Origin of the sequence: Rhizobium viscosum (assembly GCF_014873945.1) — a bacterium.
Lineage (GTDB): Bacteria > Pseudomonadota > Alphaproteobacteria > Rhizobiales > Rhizobiaceae > Rhizobium > Rhizobium viscosum.
In genome coordinates this window covers 1697477-1720336 of sequence record NZ_JADBEC010000002.1, presented here as the reverse complement: position 1 = coordinate 1720336, position 22860 = coordinate 1697477, and the positions used below count along the sequence as shown (strand labels likewise).

Sequence of the window (22860 nt, the reverse complement as noted above, 5' to 3'; positions counted from 1 at the left end):
GGAATAGTCACGCCTTCGATCCTGGTCTTTCTGACGTAGATATTGCCGCCGGTATGCCTGAGCTGCGCTCTCGCCATCGTGGCGTGAAGCTTATTTATCATCGCAGGCGGCACTTGGGTGGTTAAACAAGGTAAATTGGGCTAGAAAAACGCCCGGGGACTTGAGCGTGAGGTTTGCGTCAGCACCGATAGTGACATGACGTGCAGTCCAAAGTGAAGGCGAGAGCCGCATTGGGAGGCGGCACGACTCGGATTACAGATTGCGATAACCGCTCGCCGGAGTTGCCCCAATTTCGCAAATCTGCCGCGAGCTTGGCGATCGGGGCCAACCCTCGTGCCAGGTATCACCGGACGAATGCAGGGAGCCGACAGCGCACTCCAGCTCGCAATCGTCGTCGTCGGGTTTATTTCCGTGGTGCCGGCTCTGGTCTTGATCGTCCGGTCGGCTTCGACAGTATCGATGGCGTCGGCGGCAGAAAGTTGAACATTTCCATTGGCTGGACTATTCACGTTTGAGCATGACCTGACATCAGCGCATCATGCGCGGCGGCAATATCCGTGCTGCCGCTGCTGTCGCAGCGATCGCTGATCTCCTTCAGCTCTGCCAGGGGCCGTGCGGGGTTGCCGATCTCGTTCGCAAGCTTGACGCGGCTCGTTGCGGCGCGCAGTGCAAAACCGAGAGCGCCACTCTCACGACCCAGGTCTATCGCATCCTGAAGGTGTCGCATCGCGCCGTTTTCATCTCCATCCCGCCAGCACACCAAGCCGCGAAGATGCAGAAACTCGGCGTCGCACCATCGGTCTCCACGCTGCCGACTGTAGTTCATGCCCTCATCGATGCTCCTGCGAGCAACCACGACTTTATCATGCGAAAGCGCCGCATGAGCGAGCATCACATACCGCAGAGGTAAATGGATCAGAAAATTGCAGTCGCGAATGGCGGCGATTGCTTCCCTCAACCGCTGGATCGCCTCCACGTCTCCGCGCGCAGCGTCGATCGCTGCCTGATGAAAGCGGGCAAACGGCGGCCAGGTATCGATCTGGCGGGTCTTCAGGCGCTCGGCCAGCATCAATGCTCGCTCCTGCGCTAAATCAATTCGCCCACATAGCAAGGCTATGGGCGTGGCCGCGACTGCAAGCGAATGCGCGCAAGACAAGTCGTGGTTCAACGTCAGCGCGGCGTTCAGTGCTTCCTCCGCAATCTCAAGTGCACGCCGATGCTGGCCGACCACCCAAGTGGACAACGAAAGATGATTTCGGAAATTGACGAACCTGTCGATCTGGAACCTCGAGGTCTGACCACGATTGCCGAAAGTCGCGTGCTCGCGCGCCAAGCGCTCGAGACCCGCATGCCCGGATTTGATGTTCCCTTGATAGAATTCGCAGGTAAACAACTCTCGATCGGCATTGGGAGCCGCGGAATAATCGTCTATCGACTCCATGAAGCGGCGGAGATCGGCAATCGTCTCAAACGCCCTTTGATGAAAGCCCATGGCGGTCTGGACCATTGCCAGGCCGATCTTGGTGCGAAGACAATGTTCCACGCTTCCAGCTTCTAAAGCGAGCTTGAAACCCCTCTTCCAAGTTGCCTCGAGTTCGTCACCGAAAGGATAGCGATAACACAGATTCCAGCCATGTGCGGCGACCAGCTTCATACGGAGCAGGAGGTGATCACCGGACAGGTCGTCCAGCGCCGACAGGGCCTTTTCGACGCGTGACCCGCTTTCCGCCATCGTCGAGAATTCTACCCAGAACGGCAAGGCAGCAACGGTCAGCCGCACCGCAAGTTCGGCCTGTCCTTCCACGCGATAGGCCCAATCGATCATGCGGCGGAGGTCCGCGCTCCAGCCGCCATAGAGCGCCATCCAGTCTTCGCGCGGTCGCCACGTCCATTCCTCCTCTGCTCTTTCGAATAACGCGAGAATGAAGCGGCCATACGCGATCATCGCGGCCTGTTGCTCGCCCTGCGCAACCAGCCGTTCGTTGGCGAAAGCTCGTGTACTGTCGAGCAACCGGTATCGGCGACGCCTCCCCGTGTAGTTGACCGACACCATGGATTTGGCCGCGAGGGCTTCCAGCCATGCGGTGACATCCTGCTCATCCGCCAGATATCCGAAGGCGTCGATGGCATCATCGAGCGCAAAGGTGCCGCCGAAAACGGAAAGATGACGGAGCAGCCGCGCCTCGCTCTCCGAAAACAGCCGGTAACTCCAGCTGAGCGTCGCCGTCAGCGTCTTGTGTCGGGACATGCCATCTCCGCGTGATGCCAGCGCTTCGAAGTCACGTTCAAGCATTTGCAGCAGCCCCGCGGGACCGGATTCCTTGAGTTGCGGAGCCGCCAGTTCGATCGCCAGCGCAATACCGTCGAGACGCCGGCCCAAACTCGCGAGCGCCGGGACATCCGCATCCTCCAATCGATAGCCATGTGCCTCCGCGCGCCGAACCAGCAACTCGATCGCCGAAAAGGCCATTGCCGACCCGGCATCGAGAATCGCATCTGCGGGCGGACACTGAAGCGGCGGAAGCCGATGGACAGTTTCGAACCTGCATCTTAACGGCTCGCGGCTTGTCACGATGATATTCAATCCGTGCAACGCATGGTTCAGTTGATCTGCTATGCCGGCGACGGCCGCCAGGACATGCTCGCAATTGTCAAGAACGAGAAGCTGGTTCTTGCCTCGCAGCGCGTCGACGAGACCTTCCACGTCATCGATCGGGTTGCCTACGATGCCGAGCGCACGACTGACGGCCAGGGCGACGAACTGCCCTTTCTCGATCGCGGCCAGGTCAACGAAGCACACGGCTTGGTCCTCTCCGTTGGCGATCGCTCTTGCGGCTGCGATAGCGATGCTTGTCTTGCCGACGCCGGCAGGTCCGACCACCGTGAGCAATCGGGTCTGCTGCAACGCCTCGACAATCGCCGCCAACGCATCAGCGCGCCCGACGAGCGGCTTTGACGGCGGCAGCGCCCCGTCAATCTCCTTGATCGACGCGGGAAGCGTTGCCTCCCGTGGACCCAGCACCGTCAGCGGTGCAACGAAGCGATACCCCCGGCCCGGGACGGTGGCTATGCAGGGAACGTCGACGCCGCTTGTCTGCAGCGCACGGCGCAGAGCGGCGATGTTGACCTTGAGATTGCTTTCGTCGACGAACAGATTGGGCCACGCCGCTTCAAAAAGTTCGCTTTTTTTGACGACCTGCCCAGGCTGGCGTACGAGCGCATGAAGCAGATCCATTGCGCGCGATCCAAGACGTATCGGGATATCGCCGCAGAGCAGCGACTGGCGAGCTGGCGTGAAACGGCAGTTGCCGAAGCAATATGTCGTGGCATCGATCATATCTGCCTCTTCCATTTCCCCCTTTCGCGGCTGCACTTTGAGAGCGCGGTGCCTCGCAGATGCGCGGCTGGACGACGGCGGCCATCGAACGGATTTCAGGGTTGGTCCTGTCCCGATAGCCTTATACCAGCAGATTCACATCTTTTAACCAGCCATTCCGGTGCTGCGGTGATATCAAGGTAGCGGGCTGACCGGGTGATCGAGATCCCAAGCGCTCGCACAGGTTTGCCTTATTCAGCAGGTTCGAGCTTCGGGTGGTCGTTGTTGGCCATGGCTGCTCGCGCCCTGGACCCGGAGTGATCGAGGAGCCCGCCATGCCCCGCGCGCTGAGCACACTGACATTGTCGGACGCCAAGCGGATGCTTGACGCGGCAGAAGCAAAGGCGGCCAGTCTCGGCATTCCCTACAACATCGCTGTGGTCGACGTCGGCGGCGCGTTGATCGCGTTCGCGCGTCAGGATGGCGCTCTCGAAGGAAGCATCGATCTCGCCATCGGCAAGGCGAAGACCGCACGGATGTTCAACAAGACGACCGAATATCTCGCTGAACTGGCACAGCCTGGAGCGCCGCTGTTCGGGATTGAGCAGAGCAATGCCGGCCACGTCGTGATCTTTGGCGGAGGTCTGCCCGTCACCATCGACAATCAGATCGTCGGTGCCGTCGGCACCAGCGCCGGTTCGGTCGAACAGGACATTGCGGTCGCCGAGGCGGCGGCCGCCGTGATGGCAACAAATCCAAAAGCCTGAAGGAGGCCAGTGATGAGAGCTGCGCGCATTCTTGAATACAAGAAGCCCCTCGTCCTCGAGGACATCAAGGTTCCGGACATTCAACCCGACGAGGTTCTCGTGAAAGTCGCCGCCTGCGGCATGTGCCGCTCGGACGTGCTGCTGATCGATGGCTTCTTCCAGGGCTATGGCGATATTCCGCCGCCCGTCATTCCTGGTCACGAGATAACGGGCACGGTCGAGAAGGTCGGCGGTGTCGTGGCCAAGGCTGCAGGACTGCAGGAAGGTGACCATGTCGTGGTGTCACCCGGCTGGGGTGATGGCGTTTGCAAGCATTGCCAGGTCGGCAACACGCACATCTGCCCCAATGTCCGCTGGCCAGGCTTTGGCACCTATGGCGGCTTTGCCGAGTATATCCCGGTACCGGCCCGTTATGCGATCAAGGTCGCCAAGCACCTCAAGTTCGAGCAGCTCGCACCACTGACCGACGCCGGTCTGACCCCCTATCGCGGGCTCAAAAAGATTCGCGATGCCGGCGGGCTCGGCCCGGACCGGGTGATCGGTGTCTTCGGCATCGGTGGCCTTGGCGCCTACGCCGTCCAATATGCCAAGCTGCTGGGCGCAGGCGGTCCCGTCGTCGCCGTCGCCAGAAACGAGGAGAAACTCCAGGTCGCGAAGAAATATGGTGCCGACCACATCATCGCGATCGAAGGCAAGTCCTCCGAGGAGGTCGGAAAGGAGCTTAAAAAGGCGACCGGACAGGACAAGTTCGACGCGATCATCGACTGCGCCGGTGCGACCGAGATGATGCAGCTCGCCTTCTCACGCCTAGCGATCAGCGGGCATTACGCCGATGTCGGCTTCATTGGCGACCGGATCAACGTTCCTCTGTTCCCACGCGTCCACGGCGAGCAGACTTTTCACGGCTCGTTCTGGGGAAACAACGCCGATCTCATTGAGGTCATGGCACTCGCTGCAGAAGGCAAGATCCAGCACACGATCAAGACGATCTCGTTCAACGATATCAATGAATATATCGACCTCTTGCGGGATAATAAAATCATCGGGCGTGCAGTCGTCACCTTCTGACGGCATTGGACGCGAGAATAGTATCTAACTCGATATCTAGGAGACAACCATGACGCAGCATGTCCTGTTTATCGTCACGAACGCCGCCGTGATCGGTCCGAAAAGCCGAAAGACCGGCTTCTTCTTCGCGGAGATCGCGCATCCGTTCGAGGTGCTTGACGCCGCCGGCATCGCGGTGGAGTTCGCTTCACCCGCCGGCGGATGGACACCTTACGACGCCTATGATGACAACGACCCTGCCCAGAAGGCGTTCTTCGAAAGCAAGGCTTTTCGCCGGCTCAATCGCAGCCGCAAACTCTGCGAGGTTGACGCCGCTGACTACGATGCCATTCTCGTGCCCGGCGGCCTCGGACCTATGGTCGACATACAGCGCAACGCGGAGGTCCAGCGGGCAATCGTGCGCGCCTGGACGACCGGCAAGCTCGTGACCGCCGTTTGCCACGGACCCTGCGCTCTGCTTGGCGTCGACCTCGGAGACGGCACACCGTTCGTGCACGGCAAAAGGATCACATCCTTCTCGAAAAAGGAAGAATACGACTATGCCCGTGAGGACGTGCCCTACGAGCTTGAGGACGCGCTGAGAGCCGAGGGCGCGGAATATTCGTCGGTTGCCAACTGGCAGCCGCATGTCGTTGCCGACGGGCGCCTGATCACCGGCCAGAATCCCGCCTCGGCAGCTGAACTTGGGAAGAAACTGCTCGCGGCCCTGCGGGACGTTGCCGCTCCAGCCTGAAGCGGCAACGTTAAACGGGAGAACCACCATGTCACAGTCATTGGTGAAAATCACGGCCAGCCTGACCGCCCATCCCGGCAAAGCCGAAGAACTGCGCGGGTTGCTGCTCGACATGGCGCCGCATTGTCGGGCTGAACCGGGCAATCTGCGCTGGGATGTCTGGCGAGATACCGAAATGCCTGAGTGCTACGTGCTCGACGAGCTTTATCGTGACGCCGAGGCGACCGAAGCGCACCGCCGAACGCCGCACTACCAGGCCTATCTCGCCAGAGTTCCCGCGTTGGCGGATCGCTCTGCGCGCATTCTCGAACCTGTCGCGCTGGAAGAGTAACCGGGTCTGGAGGGTCCCATGCTTGAGGTCGTGCAAGCCTATGATCGCGAACATATCGCCGATTTGCCGACGGATGATGCTGCAGCGCTCGAACGCAAGCTGACCGTCGCTCGCGAGCGCTTTGAAGATCGGAGCGGCTGGCTGAAGCCGCACCAGCGTATGGCTGTGCTGCATCGGCTTGCGGATCTGGTCGTGCAGCAGCGCGAGGCTTTCGCGATGCGCATCGCACGCGAAGGCGGCAAGCCCTACACCGATGCGCTCGTTGAAACCGACCGCGCCATCGACGGGATACGCAACGCCGCCGAACTGCTTCGCACCCGCGGCGGCGCCGAGATACCGATGGGGCTGACTCCAGCCAGCGAGGGGCGGCGCGCCTGGACGATCCTGGAGCCCATCGGCGTAGTTGCCGCAATCTCGGCGTTCAACCACCCCCTGAACCTCATCGTGCATCAGGTTGCGCCGGCGATCGCCACAGGCTGCCCGGTGATCGTCAAGCCCGCGGCGGCGACACCGCTTTCCTGTCTGGAACTTATAAAGCTCGTCCATGAAGCCGGCATGCCGGAAGGCTGGGTTCAGAGCCTGCTCCCCGAGAGCCGCGATCTGTCGGGCGCCTTCGCGAGCGATCCGAGAGTGGCCTTCCTGAGCTTCATCGGCTCAGCCGCGGTCGGCTGGCATCTGCGCGCAAATTTGGCGCCTGGAACTCGCTGCGCTCTCGAGCACGGCGGCGTGGCGCCGGTGATCATCGACCGCAGCGCCGATATCGACACGGTCATCGAACCTCTCGCGAAGGGCGGCTACTATCATGCGGGTCAGGTCTGTGTCTCGGTCCAGCGGATCTACGTCCACGAAGCGCTAAAGGATGCCTTCGTCGAACGGTTCGCCGAGCGCGTTGGGCGCCTGCGCGTCGGTGACCCCCGCCTTGCCGAGACCGAGGTCGGTCCCCTGATCGCACCAGCCGAGGCCGAACGGGTCGCCACCTGGCTTGAGGAAGCCGCGTCAGGGGGTGCCCGCCTGATCGGAGGCGGACGCCTCAGCGACACCACGCTGGCGCCGGCAATTCTCGTCGATCCGCCCAGGACATCGAAGGTCTCGCGCGAGGAGGTCTTTGGCCCAGTCACCTGCATTTTCGGTTTTACCGATCTCAATGATGCCATCCGCGAGGCAAATTCACTGCCTGTCGCATTTCAAAGCAGTATCTTCACGCGTGATCTCGCCGTCGCGCTCGAAGCAGCCGAACGTCTCGACGCTTCGGCGGTCATGGTCAATGATCACAGCGCCTTCCGCACCGATTGGATGCCGTTCGCCGGAAGGAGGGCATCCGGCTATGGGGTCGGTGGCATTCCCTATACCGCCCGTGAGATGACGGCGGAGAAAATGATCGTCTTCAAGCAGTGATTGGGATGTTTTTGCGACGTTAGCCCGCGTCCCTGAATCTCTTGACACCACGCCAACTGAATTTGCACCCGAATCGACACCCTCATCAAGCGACGGACCGGAGATTGCCCTTGACGAGGTACCTGTCTGTTGTCTCCCCTCACCTTCTTCAGTTCGAAGCCGCGGTTCGGCAGATCCTGCGTCCATTCCGGCACGAAGCCGATGCCAAGGCCGGCTGAGACCAGCGACACCAGCGAGAAGGTATCGTCGCAGCTATAGGTGACATTGTCCGTCAGATCGTGCTCCTCGAACTTTTCCGCAAAATACCGCTCGCTATAGGAGAGGTTCTGACGGGAGAACGAGATGATCTTCTCGTCCCTCAGATCCTCAAGATCGATCTCGCTCTTCAATGACAGCGGGCTCTCTTTGGCCACCGCCAGCAGATAGCGCTCATGGGCAATCGAGAAGAAGCGCAACGCATCCGAGCTCTTAGAGACGTCAGAGGCTTGGAAAGCCAGTACTCGTTTTCGGCCGCGAGCGCCTTGCCAATGACATAGGAGGACCGGCTGGCATTTTTGATAGCTGTCGTCCTCGTACATCTTCTCTTCTCGCTGCAAGGTCTGAATCCGCTCGAGTGGAGACTGGCCAGTCATCGTGCTCGCGATCAACGAACAGATCTGACAAACTATTTCGTGGAAATTGGATGGAAATGGATGGATGAATAGTGCATGAAAGTGTCTCAGGAATTGGATGGGAATGGATGGAAGAATGGAATATCTAAACACGGCGACCGTCCGGATCACGCCCGAAATCCTGTCGCTGATCGCCGAAATCGACGAATTCAAAGGTGCTTGGCGTGCGATCGGCCGGATTGCGCCTGAGCGGCTGTCCAGCCTCCGGCGTGTCGCCACGATCGAAAGCGTCGGTTCCTCCACACGTATTGAAGGCGCACGCCTCACCGACCGAGAGGTCGAAAAGCTGCTGGTAAACATTCGCCTGGGGTCATTTACGACACGCGACGAGCAAGAGGTTGCCGGCTATGCGGAGGTGATGGAGACCATCTTCAGTGCTTACGAAGCTATTTCGTTCACCGAGAATCATATCCGTCAACTCCACCGCGACCTTCTTGCGCATTCGACAAAGGACGAGCGGCATCGCGGCGCCTACAAAACCCTCTCCAACAACGTGGAAGCGTTTAACGAACAGGGCGACAGCCTCGGCATTGTTTTCGAAACGGCATCGCCGTTCGATACGCCGCGTCGAATGCAAGAACTGATCGCCTGGCTGGATGAGCAAGGGCGAGAAAAACGGCTCCATCCACTTTTGGTCGTCGCGATCTTCGTTGTCGTCTTCCTCGAAATCCATCCATTCCAGGATGGCAATGGCCGCCTATCGCGTATTCTGACCACCTTGCTGCTTCTGCGGGCCGGCTACGCTTACGTCCCCTACAGCTCGCTCGAAAGCATCATCGAGCGAAGCAAGGAGAGCTATTACCTCTCGCTTCGGCGCACGCAGGGAACGATCCGCAGCGCGGAGCCCGACTGGAATCCCTGGATCGAGTTCTTTTTGAGAGCCCTGCATCGGCAGAAGACCCGGCTTGAGAAGAAAATGGAGCGCGAGCGTATTATCCTTGCCGACATGCCGGAATTATCCATCACATTGCTCGAGTTGGCGCGCGAGCACGGGCGGATTACGGTCGCGGAGGCAGCCCGGATCACCGATGCAAGCCGTCACACCATCAAGGATCATCTCAAGGCACTTGTGGATCAAGGGCACCTCATCCTGCACGGTGCTGGCCGCGGCGCCTGGTACGGTCTTTCCTGATGAATCCGATCTCAGGCCCATCTGAATGGGGTGCTCTTGAAAGGACCTGAACCAGCGACCTAAACAGGTCTCATCTAACCTTATGGTATTGCTCCGCTACGTGGCGAATACCAGGCTGCAGAGTTCACGAGGTACGGCAAGAACGGCAAACTCGTTGTCATCAACGCTACCCATTGATCACACTGCGCACTAGGCGCTACGCGCGCCTATCTCATTTCGTCGCGTGAGACCGTGCAGTCAGCTTGTTTCCGTCAGGGTCGCGAAGGTATGCAACGAATGCCCCGTTTGGACGCTCCGCAGGCGGGCTTTCTATTGCCGTGCTGGTGATTTCCGCTGAGAGCTGACCCGGCGTTTCCACTCTCAATGGAAATATCAGGCCGTGCCGGGTCAGCTCTCAGTGGAAATCAACAGAAACATCATCCGCTAGTGCCAAATCCTTGCCCTTTTCTATGCAGGTCATTTCAACCGGAGCGCGGGCTCCGGCATATAAATAGGCCACCCAAATTGATGAGCGACTGGTGATTGACGATAGAGGATGATGGGCGTACTCGACCCCGCCACCCTCAACCCCGAGGTGGCAACCGAGGAGGCCCGGTCAGCACGAGGGATCGGGCCTCTGCCTCCATCATCTGATCCCTCCATATTGGAAACCGGGACTCTATATAATTTCCCAAGGGGCAAAGGACTGATCGGAACCTTTGGCGTCGTCGTCAGTTGTGAGCATGTGGACCGCGCGGCCGATGTGCAGCCCGCCAGACCCCTTCAATCGCCTCGGTCGTGCGGCCCTCTCCTTTCCACTTCCTACTGTCCGCTTCGGCGGGCTTCTTTTGTCGATTTCTCCGACATTTTGCGCTTATCTTTCGGCTGCCTGCTGCCCCAGTCTAGCCGTGCGCCGAGCATGGCTGGTTACCACGGGGTAGGCATCGCGCCTCGGCCAGCGTAACGTCGGATATAGCGCTGGCCGAAAGCGGCGAATAAACGGGCGTCGGACTTTGGTCCGATTGCAGACTGCAGCCCGTCCGCTAATTTCTTTCCTGTCGGCGCCTTCAGAGTCGACAAGAAAAGGGTGCCTTCCCCTGACCGGGAGGCACCCTTTTCAATCAGCAGCGGAATAGGAGCGCGACGCTGTGACCGCCGGCACATGTCACGCGGTTTTCACGCGACAGTCTGCACCCTCACGTTTAGCTTTTCGCGCGAAACGAGTTAGGCAGGCGTCTTGTGGAGTTACTGCGTTATGAAAATCGACATGTCGACCGAATTCGATAAGGTCATCCTCATCTTCGAGGATCCAGGCCGCCGGCTGATAGTTCGCACTGCTCTTGAGGCTGCCAACGCTTTGATCAAGGAGTGGCCATCAGATGATGGCGAGGAATTTCTAACCGCGGTGAAAGCGTGTCTCGACGTTATGACCGGGAAAGCCAGCAGCGACGAGCTGAGAAGTGCGATCCTTCGAGCAGCTAGTGAAGCCGGTGTCGGCGCAGTCGCCTCAATTCATTGAAACATCCGCGGCCATATTACTCACCAGGCAATCGCGAGTTCGAGAACTAATGACGCGTGGTGCGCTACTCATATTGTGTCTATCCGCACTCGTCGGTTGCGGCCCCCCGCTTGTTGACAAGGTTCCCGACAAGGGCGCTCTCAGGCAAGGGCAACAGGTAATCGTCACGGACGATTCATGCCCACCCTCGGAGATGAAGCTCGTCACGGGCGGCGGCTTTGGTCAATCCAATGAAGTGGAATGCGTACCAAAGTTTCGTTGAGCAATGCGCTGCTCCCGCCGTCCGCTCGGTGATGGGGTGGTGGGGCTAGCTTCGGATTTCAACTTAGCGTAATCGTCGCCCCAACGTGACGCAGGGGATTAGGTTGCTGAATTTTTTGGTGTCGAACTGGCATTTCCCACCGGTGCCGGTACTTTTCGCCATCGGCTCCGTATGGGCTTGGCTTCACGAGAAAAACAAGCCGAAAGGATGGATGCTTGCACCAATGACAAGTATCATCGTCCTCTCGTATTTATACGGCAACATAGTCCCAATGCTCTTCATCAGAACGCCGTTGTCGATGACCCTGGCGGCGACAGGAACCGTAGTTCCGACTGTGTTCTGGAGCTTAACGCTGATCAGAAGACAACGTGTCGAGATCGGCAATCCAGAATATTCAGATATACAGTTGTTCCTGGGAGCAATCGGCGGCTTAGCGGTCGGAGCGATCGGAACTTACGCCGTGGCGTTTGCGCCTTCACAATGTTCAAACACAAAGTGTGAGGTCGGTGTAAGCTTGTTCGGTCCTTTGGATTTCGCGGCCGCCTGGTTTGCTAGCATGTGGTGCGGGTGGATGGCGTCGTTTTCTCTGCTAATTCTTTATGGCATCGCCAGCCGAAGCCTCAGCAGCAGACGATAGGCCGGCGCTTTGCGCAGCTTATTACGCGTAACCTTCGGACAAGCCGAATCCCCGCACCTTGCCGGCATGGGTAGACTGCCGCTCAAAGTCCAGAGAACCAATCTCAACCTCGATCCCAACGACAACGCACGCGTGTCGCAGATCGTCGGTGAGAAAGGCATTTCCAAGTTCGTCCGCGATGCTGTTCGCCACCAGCTGGACCGGATTGCGCCAGGCGATGAGAAGGCCGGTCCACCCTATTTCGAGAGCGACGGCGGCCATGAGCCACGGCTGTCACTGTCCGGCCGTGCGACCGTCTTTGCCATCTTGCAGGCCAACCTAGACCAGATGCAGAGCGCATTCGGCTTTGCCGATCCTATCGATTTCATCCATGCGCTGCTCGGTCACAAGCCACTGCCCAACCAGGCTGCAGCGGTGATCGTGACCGAGATGCTCGGCAAGCTGTACAGTCCCGAGCGGGAATAAACCGCGCACAGATGATGATGGGGCTGTGGACTGACCGGCACGATTCGGCCGCTTTCTTCCCTCTGAACAGTCCCAAACACTTGCGATGGAGACACGTGATGCGAAATACCCGAGCGACAAGAAAGCTCCTTGCAATTCTCTCGCTTGCATCGTGCCTCATTCAGCTGCCAGCGCCAGCCGTTGCCACGCAGGAACAACGTCTTTTGAAGCTGTACACGGAAGGAAAGTGCGATCAGGTCTGGCGGGAACTATGGAAAGATGCCCGCCAGGGAAATGACGCTGCGTTGGAAAGATTGGCGGGTCAATTTTTTGGAGGTCTTTATCCTCCATCGTACTTCCCGGCAACCAGAGACGGGCTTGGGTGGTATGCTGCGCACAACTCCATTGCCTTGATGCTCTATGCCCGCAAATCATTTTCTGAAGAGCTGCGCAAACACGGGATGGTGGCAGACCCGCTGATGGATCTAATGGGCGGATACTACGAGCCTGGCGCTGCGGAGAAAGTCAGGTCTGTAAACAAATGCTTCATGGGCAAGAGCGCCCTCGACACATGCTATAATCTTGCGGTCAAATACAAGCTGATACCGACGTTCGAGCAGTATGTGGTCCTCATCGATAATGCCCCGAGGCCTGCCTTTTGCCCACCATCCGCGCCTATCGGACATCAGCTCCCGACAGACGAGGAGTTGGGTTTGGGTAAAGCCGCCGAATGATGTTGGGGCGGTGGGGCGGCTTTCGGCCCAAAGCAGACAGGAGCTTGATTGTCATTGACAGCCAGTTTGGTGATCCATACCTGTCCCGTTGGTTGAGGGGATATTATGACCGAGCATGACGGGGCCCAGGCCCACCGAACTAAGGCAATTTGGATTTGGTTCTGGGTGCTGGCGTTCTTCTCGGGAGCGACGTGGATAACGATGTGGCGCCTACCGACGACGGGCGTGTGCTACTTCCGGGACGTGTGGCTTCTTCGATCTTTTTGGTTTCAGAACCTCACCATGTTCGATGAGATCACGAATCTTGTCTACTCCGATAGTCAGCAATGCGTGCTTTTTGCTGTACGTTCGATCCTATCCTTGTACATTGCTGTTCTTGCGGGCGTCTTCGTTTTTTTATCCCGAAACGCCGATCATATCCCACCAGCAAATCGGCCTGTGTTGATCGTCGTGTCAGTGTTCCTACTGGGCTACCTCATCTTTCGGGACGGCTTTAACGACCAATATCACGGGTATCGCGCGGGGTTCAGCTATCGAACCTACGATTCGATTAACTGGCTTATCGCGAAGTCGATTTTCCGGATGATTTGCGTCTACGCCCTCGTTGTTGTGTGGGGGCTACAAGCAGTTAGACTTTGGCACTGGAGTGCAGTCAGCAGCGATAACAAATGATGATGGGGCGATAGGGGGTCAGACCCTTCCAGATGAGGTCGACAAAAATCGCGTGACAATCGACCTCGCCCAGACGTCCAGGAAGTTAGTGTCGGGCTTGCTTAGGACGACCTGACCGACGTTGTCTGGATTAACGAATATTGAAACGAGGGACCCCGGTTCAAATCCAGTCCGGCGCATCTGACGAGTGTTAATCTCAGTCTTGCGATAGGGCACGCCGTCGAGAACAAACTCTAGATCGACGAACAAGCTATCAACATCAACAATCGTGGCTTTGTAGCAAGCGGTGATCTTCGCTGTCGCGGGTCGCCACCTATTCGAAAGGTAGATCTCACGAACCCGCAGGCCGAAGAGGATTAACGGGAATGCAGCGATAGAAACTATCCATAGTGCTTTTAACATTGATGCGCTCGGCCCCTACCTGCGGAGAGACCGTAATACGGCGGCGCTTTCCTGCCAAGGTGGGAGCGGCACTTGAGGGCGGTGGCTAATCGCGCCGTCTCTTGAATTGATCCAGCCTCATATGGCGAGAAAGGGCTTCAGCCAGCATAGGAGCTGATTTTTCACCAGCCATCGTAAGGCGTACGGCTTCTGACATCGCGGCGCGCCCGCGCTCTCCATCAATCGGCACATGATGATCAGAGCACCATTTTCGAACCACTGTCGTCACAGTGTCGATCTCGTCGTCTTGCAATGAAAGCAGATTGAGTAGGGACATGCCCGGCTCCTCCGTTGCGGCAAGAGCACTTATGATCTCCCAAGCGACCTCCACCGTTTCAGTCCGGGGTCGATAAGACTTTAACTAGAGCAGCGGCGCACTAAAATAAGACCTCAAGGCCTCATGCCGCCAGTCCCCAAGCCGGTCTTGGGCTACTGAACTTGCGGATGATCGGCGCCCCGATCTTGGCAATCCCAGTGCCCCCTGTATTGCATAGGTGCCGCAGGATCAGCAGGTTATCGAGCCGGATGTTCGTCATGGTCAGCCCCGTTGGCAGCCACAGCTTAGAGCCGCAGATCAGCGAGCGGTTGCGGCCGCCTATGTAGTTGCCCGTCGTCCAGCCGCCGCCGGTCACGGTCACGGTGTTGCCGATCTGGACCGGGCCGCGGATGGACCCGTCGAGGTAGTCCCAACCTGCCCAGTCATTCAGCTCAACGGGTATTTGGATCTCGATCCAGTCACCTGCCGCCAGCCCAAGGGTTGCCAAACTAACGTTCGCCGGGGTGCCGTAAGTGACGCTGTGGAAGGCCAGGGCGTCGTCAACGGGGGTGATCGTGATGACCTGCTTTTCGTTGCCTGCCGCCACAACTTCTTTGCTCCCGACATAGGTGGATGTACCTGTCCCACGCACCAGGCGCATGCCAGTCGACACATCGCCGGTGACATTCGTTTTGGTGCCGGTGATGCCTGGCGTGCCTTTGACCGAAAAAATGTTGTAGGCGTTGAGCGGGTCGAGGGAGCGCGTTTCTCCCGCTGACACCATGCTCTGCAGGATTGGCAGCAGGATGTCTGCCCTCTTCGCCATCAAGGATGGCTTCTCATGCAACCCGTCAACGAACTCTGTTGGCGAAATGCCCGAGGCTGGGCCATCCAGGGCTAACGTATTGCACAGTTCCACGCCGTCGCGGCCTTCTTGGGCGAGGATCCACGTATTGATGCCGTCCAGAACGCCAGGCCACGCTGGATCATCATTGACCGGATCATCGGTAAATGTGCTGGTCCAGCTCAACGTTTGCAGAATGACGTAAACACCCGCATCAACGATGCGCTGCACTTGCGTATCCAGATCCGCGAGAATAGCGGCGAGTGTCCTGTTCCGGACAATGTCGTTGTAGCCGATGTCGATGTAAATGACCTGCGGCATTTGGCTGAGGGCGTAGGCTGTGCGGGCTAATGTGCCGGGGAATTGGGCTTCCGAGCCAGCGACAGGGTTGAGGCAATCGCCCGACTTGCCGCCCATCGGCGGGTAGATCTGCATCTGGTCATCGAGCACGATCCACCAACCGGGCGTGCCGGCAGCGAGATAGGTCTGCAGGTAAATCCAGGGTCGCGGTCGCGGGCCGGTCTATATCCGCTCTGCTGCCAGGTGGCGGAATGGATGTTGCCCTTGACGGGCATGCGATCGAAGCCGGCCGGGAAGTCGAATGCGATTTTCGAGCCATCACCCTGATGCTCTGCAAGAACCATGAGTGCCTGCCATTCGAATGCCTTGGCGATATCGACGGCAGCTTCCTGAACCAGATCGGCCAACTGCAGCTCGAGCTTTTTCTGCGAGCTGAAGATGGTCGTGGGTTTGTGGCCGACGAGGCGAACCGCGGCGGACTGGCAGGCGCTCAGGATGGTCATGGACCAGCCCTTGGCTTTCGCGGCTGCGATTTTGTCGTTCAGCTCTTTGGCCTTCTCGGCAAGCGTGTCCTTGCCCCAGCGGCCGTCGATATCGAATTCCGGATTGGCATCGCGGATCCAGTTTGCGATGTCTTCCGGTTCCCAGTCCGCGAACGGATTGTCCGGATCGACTTCGCCGCCGGCATCATCAGCGTCGTTTTCGGGTTCGTCCTCGACTTCCTGTTCCGGCTTGGGCTCGACAGCCTTCTTGCCGCCCTTCTTCGTCGCTGCGGGCTTGCCCTGCTGGAGATCAGAGAGCTGCTTGCGAAGGCTTGCAACTTCGGCAGCGAGCGAGCCGGCGTCGTGGTTACGGGCCGCGCTGTCGAGATAGAACTGCGCCTGTGTCTTCAGCTCACGCCCGCCCATGTCGAGCATACGCAGATTGTTGCCATCGAGTGCCGCGAGAGCTTCGACCGTGTAGATGTTGAGCGCCTTCAGTTCGAGGCGCTTGCCCTGCGTGAGGAAGGTGAGTTCCTCAAGCGGCGTGCCATGCGCTGCCTGCGCCTCGCCGGCCTTGAACTTCTTGTACTGGTCGTTGAACTTCTGTGCGTAGGTAATGCGGGTGCGCTCACCCCTCACCGGATCGTCGCCCCATTTGCACTGCTCGTGCGCCGGGAAGACGCCGACGGTCTGCTTGTTGCCGGAGAAGCGGATTTCGACCACTTCCTGATCGTCGTAGATCGGGCGGCCCCGCCTTGCGGCTTTCCGGCTCGTTCATGCGGCCAATCTTTTCCTTCGCATCGCAGCAGCATTGAACGCAGAAAGGCAACCCGATCATGTTTTCGCAATTGTCGAAGGCCAAAGAGAAGCCAGGCAACTTGGAAACGGCGGACATGACCTCACCCGCCCTCACCCTTTGGAACAGAGCATGGCTTCAATACGGAAGGCACAACCAACCGCAGCGCTGGTGGTTCTCGGATCCATTCAAATTACCGTCGTGATCTTCGATGCGGCATGCGGCACCCCCGGCACCAGGCAATGGCCGATCATCCTCATCTTCAGAAGGAACACAAAAATCGTTCATACCCGAGCCAGCAAGGTGCCGATGGTCGAGATGAAACGGCGTCCCGTGCGGTTCGAACCGGCAAGACGGGTCGGTGGACAGCCATGACGCGCAAGACTATTGCTCGCCTGCTCGCAAACCTCTTCTTCGTGACGATCCTGTTTGGCGCGCTTCTCGGCGGTCCGATCGTGATGCTCATTTTGGTTTCGGAACGGCTTGCGCTTTGACCATGCCTGAACCGAGGTGGGATATTCTCGGTGCCCGGCGGTTGTGCTGGGCTACGCTGCTGCCGATATACCGGATGATTCCACCGCGTGATGATGATGCCGAGATATGGCCGGCGCCCTTAACAAATCAAAATATCTCTCGTGATGACATTGCCGAGCGCGTTGAAGAATATCGCGACAACATTTCCGCTGGCGGAAGGGCATGGCCAGATTCCGCCGGCGGAACTTATTCCTCGATCGCGACCTGCCATTTGAGGGTCAAACCAACCAAAAGGAATACATAATGCGCACAGCTCGCCTACCAAGCGACCACTCCTCTTGCCGATTTTTGATGCCATTGATCGTCCTTGCGGTTTTCGCCGGCGCACCGGCGCGAGCCGAAGAACCTCTTTCCAGCGTGATCGCCGACGGCAAGCCGTGGGAGATGATCGTCGTCAAACGAAAGGCCTCAAACATCCTCGTGTTCCGTCCGGATGGCGGCGGAACCATCAGCGATAGCCTGGTGAGCATCAACCCGACGTGGAGGGCCGCTCCAGGCGGGATTTGCATAAGGCCACGCCCGGACGAAGCTGAAAAATGCCTTCAACTGACCCGGACCAAAGCCGGCATCGAGGCCTCGCAAAACGGCAAGACCGTCTGGGTGCTGAAGCGATGAAGCACACTCAAGCGATCAGGATTTCGGTATTGACTGCAAAAGGAACATCGGCTCGCGTCGTTTCGCGACACTTCTGGTACAAGTTTCAGCTTCCAAAAACACAGACGCGAAGACCAGGATCACAACATGCCTGAAGACTATCTTTGGTTGCGTCGCTAACAATAATCGCGTAGAAATTACACGTGCGAAACATTGGGTGAGCCGTTACGATGGTTACGATTCCTAGCGAAGGCTTTGATGCGGCTTTGACCTTGACCGATACACTTGACCATCTGCCGGCCAGCAAACGGCGCGAGCTCGCCCGCGTGCTTGAAATCATCTTTGCCGAGGTCGAGCAGTTCCGTGCCACCAAGCTGTCGGCCAAGCGGGCCAACAGCCAAATCCTGAAGGTTATCCTCTACGGATCCTATGCGCGCGGCGACTGGGTCGAGGATCGCTTGAGCGGCTACCGCTCCGATTACGATATCCTTGTTATCGTCAATTCCGAGGCCTTCGCGCAGGAACAGGAATTGTGGCTCTCGCTCGACGAGCACCTGCTGCAGGAGCAGATCTCCCACCGGATCGAAACGCCGATCATTCCGATCGTCCACAGCCTGCATGACGTCAACGACCAGCTGTCGCGGGGCCGGCCCTTCTTTGTCGATATCGCTAAAGACGGAAAGATCCTCTACGAGGAGGAAGGCCATCCGCTTGCGCAGCCGAAGCCGCTGACTAAGGAGGAAGCAGCGGTAGAGGCACTTCAGCATTTTGAGAAATGGTACAGTCAATCGTCTCAGTTTTTGGAGACCGCAGAAAATCAAATAAATCGCGGTTGGTTGACCATGGCCGCGTTCAATTTGCATCAATCCTGCGAGAGTTTTTATCATTGCCTCCTGCTGACACTCACGCTGTACAGCCCAAAATCACACCGTATCAAGGTGCTGCGCTCCAAGGCCGAGGAAGTTGACAAGCGGCTGATCGGTGTCTGGCCTCGTGATAACCGGATCGCCCGCCGGCGCTTCGAATTATTGTCTCGCGCCTATGTCGAGGCGCGATACTCGCCGAACTATGCGATCACCAGTGAGGAGCTAGGTTGGTTGCTGGAACGGGTGAAGTTTTTGCAGACAACAGTCGCAACAATCTGCCGGGAACACCTGCTCGGACTTCCATCGGGCGAAGGTGGTGGAGCACTGCCGAAGAATTAGCGATTACGCGTTCGAGTCGATCACCCGGCTGGTGCCGAGCCCGACCGGTACAGCCGACGGCACTGTCTTTGCGCTTGCCATTTCCTGAAAACAACGAAGATTCGGGTCTTTGTTGATCTCAGGAGCATCTATCCGGTAAGGGAAGCGATCAAATATGTATTCGGTTGCTTTGCCACCGGCAGGAGACCCGAGAAAAAGGTTGAAATGCGCTACTTCATTACGGGAACGGCAGGCTTCATTGGCTTTCATCTGGCCCGCCGACTGCTGCAGGATGGGCATGAAGTAACCGGCTTCGACGGACTGACACCCTATTACAATGTCAGGCTGAAGGAGATGCGCCATGCGGCACTGGCGCAATATCCTGGCTTCCGCCCCTTCATCGCCATGCTCGAAGACAAAGCAGCGCTGGAAACCGCGGTCTTAGCGGCAAAACCGGATGTTCTCATTCATCTGGCAGCACAAGCCGGTGTACGTTACAGCATCGAAAATCCGCAAGCCTATCTGCGTTCGAACATTGAGGGCTCCTGGAACATTCTGGAGCTCGCCAGCCGCATTGAGTTGCGCCATCTCATGCTTGCCTCGACCTCCTCGATCTATGGCGCCAATACGATTGTCCCCTTCCGTGAGACCGACCGCGCCGACGAGCCACTGAGCTTCTATGCAGCCAGCAAGAAGTCTATGGAGCTAATGGCGCACAGCTATTCGCATCTCTATAAGATTCCGACCACGGCCTTCCGCTTCTTCACCGTTTACGGCCCGTGGGGCCGGCCGGATATGGCGCTCTTCAAGTTCGTCAAGAACATGATCGCGGACAAGCCGATCGAGATCTACGGTGAAGGCAATATGAGCCGAGATTTCACTTATATCGACGATCTGGTTGAAGCGGTGGTCCGGTTGTCGGGTGTCATTCCGTCGGAAACCAACCGCGTTGCCGATGCCAAAATCGAAACACTTTCACACCAGGCGCCCTTCCGAATCGTCAATATTGGCGGCGGGCAGCCGATCAGTCTCATGGACTTTGTCGAGAAGGTGGAGACTGCGATGGGACACAAAGCAAAGCGCGTCATGCTTCCCATGCAGAAGGGCGACGTACCACGCACCTTCGCAAGCCCCGACCTTCTCCTGGCCCTGACCGGCTATCAGCCTAACACCCCTTTAGAAATAGGCGCCAAGGCTTTCGTCGAGTGGTATCTGGAAGCCAGGCAGGAGCTCGGCACGATCGATATCTAAGCTGCTGACGGTTGTCGCGATGTACCTATACGCTTGAGGCAGTAGGAAAAGTGAGCGTCCGGCTCGAGTGTTAGAAACTCGAAGCGCCATCCGTACTCCACGCAGAATTTGTTGACCGCCTCGACAACCCCGTAGACAACGGGCTTGACCGTGTTCCCCGTACAAAAATCATGGCCGGCAATCCTGCCATCCTGCTTTACTTTGCGGTCGGCGAGCAGGAGCTCCTGCCATGTCAATGCGAAGGAATGATCAGTATCGATATAAACCCAGTCGAAAGTGTCGTCGTCGAACTGGGACAGCATATCGAGCGAGGTGCCCTGGCGAATGACAACGCGACCCTTGCCGATTTCCGATCCGAATTTGTGATTGATGATTTCGAGACCCTCTGAATAACGATCCATATTCCAGGGATCGATGAGGTAGAGTTGCTGCGGTTGGTTGCGCGCGAGGATTTCTTCGCTGAAGGCCCCTTCGGCAACACCCAATTCAGCGACGACCCCACCTTTCGGCAGATTGTCTAGAAGCTTGCCGCGGTCGGGCAGCAATCGGGCATGCGCCGTGTGAACATCATTCAAAAAGGTCCGGGGTGTGCTCTGCCGAAAGGCCAACCGCTGCTCTCGCGTTGTCATTTTCGCTCCATCTTCTTGCAGACGCACCTCTACAGAGAATGGCCTCCATGGGGAAGAGCGGCATGCACAGGCAAATTGTCCAGAATTTCAAAAAGAGGCTTGCGGTTCTTTCTCAATATGGTTAGAGACGCTGCACCGAACGATGACACAGAGCATCGCGGGCGATTAGCTCAGTTGGTAGAGCGCCTCGTTTACACCGAGGATGTCGGGAGTTCGAGTCTCTCATCGCCCACCAGATTTTCTTTTAAAATTCCTTGGTTTCCGCAGTGATTACAAACGCTTGCGGATGCTGTCGTTTTGTCGAAAACCCTCACCTGCCGCCCCAAAACGGCCCTTGATTTTAAAGGGAAACCCGAAACGCTCCCCTCACCTTTTGGACGGTAAAACACCGGATAGTGATCGAAGGAAAGAATCGTCCTCGTCATGGTCGAGCACACCCTTGGTAAGGGTGAGGTCGGTGGTTGAATCCCACTCGGCAGCACCAGTTTTCTCCAGAGAAATCAAAACGATACGGCATAGAGCCACACCTCACCCGCCGCGCAATTCCGCTCCAAAACGCGGAACAGTGACCTGCCATGGAATTTTCATCCAGCGGCGACTGGAGAGCTGGCCCGGGAAATCTGGACAGCCAGGATAAGTGGAATTTCTGCCTGACTTCGGCTTAGATGCCGGGAACAGGAGATACTATGACGAGACGACCGCGCCGGAACAATAGCCCGGCTTTCAAGGCAAAGGTGGCGCTCGCCGCCATCCGAGGCGAGCAGACGCTGGTGGAATTGTCCCAGCAGTTTGACGTGCACGCCAACCAGATCAAACAGTGGAAAGACCAACTCCTTGAGGGGGCGACAGGCGTTTTCGGCGATGAAGCGAAGGCGGAACCGGCGGGTCCAACCGTCGATGTCAAAACGCTGCACGCCAAGATCGGCGAACTGACACTGGAGAACGATTTTTTAGCCGGAGCGCTCGGCAAGGCGGGATTGCTGGGCGGAAAGAAATGATCGACCGTGCACACAAACTGTCGGTCGCACGCCAGGCAAAGCTTCTCGGCTTCAGTCGTGGCAGCGTCTACTATTCTCCACGTCCAGTGTCGGAGGACGATCTTGCCCTGATGCGGCGGATCGACGAACTGCATCTCGACTACCCTTTTGCCGGAAGTCGGATGTTGCAAGGGCTCTTGAGGGGAGAAGGGCTGGAAACTGGGCGGCTGCACGTCGCCACGCTGATGAAGAAGATGGGCATCGAGGCGATATACCGTCGCCCGAACACCTCCAAACCAGCGCCAGGTCACAAAATCTATCCCTACCTCCTGCGAAAGCTGGCGGTCACCCGGCCCAACCAGGTATGGGCAATGGACATAACGTATGTTCCGATGGCTCGCGGATTCGTCTATCTCTGCGCCGTCGTGGACTGGTTCAGCCGAAGGGTTCTGTCGTGGCGGCTATCGATCACGATGGAAGCCGCTTTCTGCATCGAAGCGGTGGAGGAGGCACTTGCCCGTGATGGCAAACCCGACATCTTCAACACCGACCAGGGATCGCAGTTCACCTCGGTGGACTTCACGGCGGTGCTGAAGAAAGCTGAGATCGCCATCTCGATGGACGGCAAGGGTGCGTGGCGGGACAATGTCTTCGTCGAACGGCTCTGGCGGTCGATCAAATACGAGGAGGTCTATCTCCACGCCTACAAGACCGTGTCCGAGGCCCGCGCTGCAATCGGCCGATATCTGTGCTTTTACAACACCCGACGCCCACATTCATTCCTTGACCGGCAGACGCCGGATCGGGCTTACTTCAATGCGCTGACGCCGATGATGGTGGCGGCATAATCGAGGCGGAAATCCACTTAGCGAAACGCCGCAATCTGTTCAGACAAACCGAGCCACCTCTCTG

General features: G+C 58.0%; 22 protein-coding genes, 1 tRNA gene and 2 pseudogenes. 18 read left to right on the top strand and 7 right to left on the bottom strand.

The window, feature by feature from the left end:
- Positions 1-505: 505 nt before the first annotated feature.
- Positions 506-3337 carry an ATP-binding protein gene (locus H4W29_RS28770; protein ID WP_192732187.1) on the bottom strand — a complete coding sequence of 944 codons (2832 nt, stop codon included), beginning with the start codon at positions 3335-3337 and terminating at the stop codon, positions 506-508.
- Between the two features lie 314 nt (positions 3338-3651).
- On the opposite strand from H4W29_RS28770, the gene H4W29_RS28765 reads away from it, so the two are divergent.
- The 5 genes from H4W29_RS28765 to H4W29_RS28745 are packed head-to-tail and all read left to right on the top strand — an operon-like array spanning position 3652 to position 7610.
- Complete coding sequence (locus tag H4W29_RS28765) at positions 3652-4083, top strand: GlcG/HbpS family heme-binding protein (protein ID WP_192732186.1); 432 nt, start codon at positions 3652-3654, stop codon at positions 4081-4083.
- A 12-nt stretch (positions 4084-4095) separates the two neighbouring features.
- On the top strand, positions 4096-5151 hold the full coding sequence (locus tag H4W29_RS28760) for an NAD(P)-dependent alcohol dehydrogenase (RefSeq protein ID WP_192732185.1): 1056 nt from the start codon (positions 4096-4098) through the stop codon (positions 5149-5151).
- 49 nt (positions 5152-5200) lie between these two features.
- A complete protein-coding gene (locus H4W29_RS28755; RefSeq protein WP_192732184.1) occupies positions 5201-5884 on the top strand; it encodes a type 1 glutamine amidotransferase domain-containing protein in 684 nt (227 codons plus the stop codon).
- A gap of 28 nt (positions 5885-5912) precedes the next feature.
- Positions 5913-6215: a putative quinol monooxygenase gene (locus H4W29_RS28750; RefSeq protein WP_192730574.1), complete on the top strand. Its 303-nt coding sequence runs from the start codon at positions 5913-5915 to the stop codon at positions 6213-6215.
- 18 nt (positions 6216-6233) lie between these two features.
- Entirely contained in the window at positions 6234-7610 is a 1377-nt protein-coding gene (locus H4W29_RS28745; RefSeq protein WP_192732183.1) for an aldehyde dehydrogenase family protein, read from the top strand.
- Positions 7611-7744: 134 nt separating this feature from the next.
- Here the strand turns inward: H4W29_RS28745 and H4W29_RS28740 are convergent.
- Positions 7745-8068: pseudogene (locus H4W29_RS28740) on the bottom strand (LysR substrate-binding domain-containing protein); the annotation flags it as partial.
- Between the two features lie 289 nt (positions 8069-8357).
- On the opposite strand from H4W29_RS28740, the gene H4W29_RS28735 reads away from it, so the two are divergent.
- Entirely contained in the window at positions 8358-9413 is a 1056-nt protein-coding gene (locus tag H4W29_RS28735; RefSeq protein WP_246517496.1) for a Fic family protein, read from the top strand.
- A 211-nt stretch (positions 9414-9624) separates the two neighbouring features.
- Here the strand turns inward: H4W29_RS28735 and H4W29_RS34580 are convergent.
- Positions 9625-9732, bottom strand: a pseudogene (locus H4W29_RS34580) (VOC family protein); the annotation flags it as partial.
- Positions 9733-10647: 915 nt separating this feature from the next.
- Between H4W29_RS34580 and H4W29_RS28725 the strand changes: the two are divergent.
- The 6 genes from H4W29_RS28725 (at position 10648) to H4W29_RS28705 (ending at position 13660) form a co-directional block, all read left to right on the top strand.
- Positions 10648-10911, top strand: a complete 264-nt coding sequence (locus H4W29_RS28725; protein WP_192732181.1) for a DUF982 domain-containing protein — start codon at positions 10648-10650, stop codon at positions 10909-10911.
- Between the two features lie 49 nt (positions 10912-10960).
- Entirely contained in the window at positions 10961-11173 is a 213-nt protein-coding gene (locus tag H4W29_RS34875; RefSeq protein WP_376776596.1) for a DUF6719 family protein, read from the top strand.
- A 103-nt stretch (positions 11174-11276) separates the two neighbouring features.
- Entirely contained in the window at positions 11277-11810 is a 534-nt protein-coding gene (locus H4W29_RS28720) for a hypothetical protein (protein ID WP_192732180.1), read from the top strand.
- A gap of 66 nt (positions 11811-11876) precedes the next feature.
- Positions 11877-12275, top strand: coding sequence for a hypothetical protein (locus tag H4W29_RS28715; RefSeq protein WP_192732179.1), 399 nt, complete (start codon positions 11877-11879; stop codon positions 12273-12275).
- Between the two features lie 98 nt (positions 12276-12373).
- On the top strand, positions 12374-12988 hold the full coding sequence (locus tag H4W29_RS28710; protein WP_192732178.1) for a hypothetical protein: 615 nt from the start codon (positions 12374-12376) through the stop codon (positions 12986-12988).
- A gap of 105 nt (positions 12989-13093) precedes the next feature.
- Positions 13094-13660, top strand: coding sequence for a hypothetical protein (locus H4W29_RS28705; protein WP_192732177.1), 567 nt, complete (start codon positions 13094-13096; stop codon positions 13658-13660).
- Between the two features lie 487 nt (positions 13661-14147).
- Here H4W29_RS28705 and H4W29_RS28700 read toward each other — a convergent pair whose 3' ends face one another.
- The 3 genes from H4W29_RS28700 to H4W29_RS28690 form a co-directional block, all read right to left on the bottom strand.
- Complete coding sequence (locus H4W29_RS28700; protein ID WP_192732176.1) at positions 14148-14378, bottom strand: hypothetical protein; 231 nt, start codon at positions 14376-14378, stop codon at positions 14148-14150.
- 121 nt (positions 14379-14499) lie between these two features.
- Complete coding sequence (locus H4W29_RS28695) at positions 14500-15636, bottom strand: SGNH/GDSL hydrolase family protein (RefSeq protein WP_246517495.1); 1137 nt, start codon at positions 15634-15636, stop codon at positions 14500-14502.
- On the bottom strand, positions 15549-16706 hold the full coding sequence (locus H4W29_RS28690; RefSeq protein ID WP_192732175.1) for a hypothetical protein: 1158 nt from the start codon (positions 16704-16706) through the stop codon (positions 15549-15551). The genes H4W29_RS28695 and H4W29_RS28690 overlap by 88 nt, the downstream gene beginning before the upstream one ends.
- 444 nt (positions 16707-17150) lie before the next feature.
- Between H4W29_RS28690 and H4W29_RS34710 the strand changes: the two genes are divergently transcribed.
- The 4 genes from H4W29_RS34710 (at position 17151) to H4W29_RS28675 (ending at position 20342) form a co-directional block, all read left to right on the top strand.
- Complete coding sequence (locus H4W29_RS34710; protein ID WP_281401537.1) at positions 17151-17273, top strand: hypothetical protein; 123 nt, start codon at positions 17151-17153, stop codon at positions 17271-17273.
- Between the two features lie 202 nt (positions 17274-17475).
- Positions 17476-17928, top strand: coding sequence for a hypothetical protein (locus H4W29_RS28685; protein ID WP_246517493.1), 453 nt, complete (start codon positions 17476-17478; stop codon positions 17926-17928).
- 209 nt (positions 17929-18137) lie between these two features.
- Entirely contained in the window at positions 18138-19112 is a 975-nt protein-coding gene (locus H4W29_RS28680) for a HEPN domain-containing protein (RefSeq protein WP_192732174.1), read from the top strand.
- A 204-nt stretch (positions 19113-19316) separates the two neighbouring features.
- Positions 19317-20342 (top strand): NAD-dependent epimerase/dehydratase family protein, encoded by a 1026-nt coding sequence (locus tag H4W29_RS28675; RefSeq protein WP_192732173.1) that lies wholly within the window; start codon positions 19317-19319, stop codon positions 20340-20342.
- Here H4W29_RS28675 and H4W29_RS28670 read toward each other — a convergent pair.
- Positions 20339-20971: a class I SAM-dependent methyltransferase gene (locus H4W29_RS28670; RefSeq protein WP_192732172.1), complete on the bottom strand. Its 633-nt coding sequence runs from the start codon at positions 20969-20971 to the stop codon at positions 20339-20341. The two genes, H4W29_RS28675 and H4W29_RS28670, sit on opposite strands and share 4 nt — an antisense overlap.
- Before the next feature lie 159 nt (positions 20972-21130).
- Between H4W29_RS28670 and H4W29_RS28665 the strand changes: the two genes are divergently transcribed.
- A tRNA-Val gene (locus H4W29_RS28665) sits at positions 21131-21206 on the top strand.
- Between the two features lie 451 nt (positions 21207-21657).
- Positions 21658-22796 (top strand): IS3 family transposase gene (locus H4W29_RS28660; RefSeq protein WP_192732840.1). Its coding sequence is split into 2 segments (ribosomal slippage): positions 21658-21925 and positions 21925-22796, totalling 1140 coding nucleotides; the frame shifts between segments, so codons are not numbered across the junction.
- Positions 22797-22860 lie beyond the last annotated feature (64 nt).

What these genes read in the sequence shown, in the direction of transcription:
- H4W29_RS28770 (WP_192732187.1), bottom strand. Translation starts at nt 3,337, where the DNA reads ATGATCGATGCCACGACATATTGCTTCGGCAACTGCCGTTTCACGCCA.
- H4W29_RS28765 (WP_192732186.1), top strand. Translation starts at nt 3,652, where the DNA reads ATGCCCCGCGCGCTGAGCACACTGACATTGTCGGACGCCAAGCGGATG.
- H4W29_RS28760 (WP_192732185.1), top strand. Translation starts at nt 4,096, where the DNA reads ATGAGAGCTGCGCGCATTCTTGAATACAAGAAGCCCCTCGTCCTCGAG.
- H4W29_RS28755 (WP_192732184.1), top strand. Translation starts at nt 5,201, where the DNA reads ATGACGCAGCATGTCCTGTTTATCGTCACGAACGCCGCCGTGATCGGT.
- H4W29_RS28750 (WP_192730574.1), top strand. Translation starts at nt 5,913, where the DNA reads ATGTCACAGTCATTGGTGAAAATCACGGCCAGCCTGACCGCCCATCCC.
- H4W29_RS28745 (WP_192732183.1), top strand. Translation starts at nt 6,234, where the DNA reads ATGCTTGAGGTCGTGCAAGCCTATGATCGCGAACATATCGCCGATTTG.
- H4W29_RS28735 (WP_246517496.1), top strand. Translation starts at nt 8,358, where the DNA reads ATGGAATATCTAAACACGGCGACCGTCCGGATCACGCCCGAAATCCTG.
- H4W29_RS28725 (WP_192732181.1), top strand. Translation starts at nt 10,648, where the DNA reads ATGAAAATCGACATGTCGACCGAATTCGATAAGGTCATCCTCATCTTC.
- H4W29_RS34875 (WP_376776596.1), top strand. Translation starts at nt 10,961, where the DNA reads ATGACGCGTGGTGCGCTACTCATATTGTGTCTATCCGCACTCGTCGGT.
- H4W29_RS28715 (WP_192732179.1), top strand. Translation starts at nt 11,877, where the DNA reads ATGGGTAGACTGCCGCTCAAAGTCCAGAGAACCAATCTCAACCTCGAT.
- H4W29_RS28710 (WP_192732178.1), top strand. Translation starts at nt 12,374, where the DNA reads ATGCGAAATACCCGAGCGACAAGAAAGCTCCTTGCAATTCTCTCGCTT.
- H4W29_RS28705 (WP_192732177.1), top strand. Translation starts at nt 13,094, where the DNA reads ATGACCGAGCATGACGGGGCCCAGGCCCACCGAACTAAGGCAATTTGG.
- H4W29_RS28700 (WP_192732176.1), bottom strand. Translation starts at nt 14,378, where the DNA reads ATGTCCCTACTCAATCTGCTTTCATTGCAAGACGACGAGATCGACACT.
- H4W29_RS28695 (WP_246517495.1), bottom strand. Translation starts at nt 15,636, where the DNA reads ATGCAGATCTACCCGCCGATGGGCGGCAAGTCGGGCGATTGCCTCAAC.
- H4W29_RS34710 (WP_281401537.1), top strand. Translation starts at nt 17,151, where the DNA reads ATGACGCGCAAGACTATTGCTCGCCTGCTCGCAAACCTCTTCTTCGTG.
- H4W29_RS28685 (WP_246517493.1), top strand. Translation starts at nt 17,476, where the DNA reads ATGGCCAGATTCCGCCGGCGGAACTTATTCCTCGATCGCGACCTGCCA.
- H4W29_RS28680 (WP_192732174.1), top strand. Translation starts at nt 18,138, where the DNA reads ATGGTTACGATTCCTAGCGAAGGCTTTGATGCGGCTTTGACCTTGACC.
- H4W29_RS28675 (WP_192732173.1), top strand. Translation starts at nt 19,317, where the DNA reads ATGCGCTACTTCATTACGGGAACGGCAGGCTTCATTGGCTTTCATCTG.
- H4W29_RS28670 (WP_192732172.1), bottom strand. Translation starts at nt 20,971, where the DNA reads ATGACAACGCGAGAGCAGCGGTTGGCCTTTCGGCAGAGCACACCCCGG.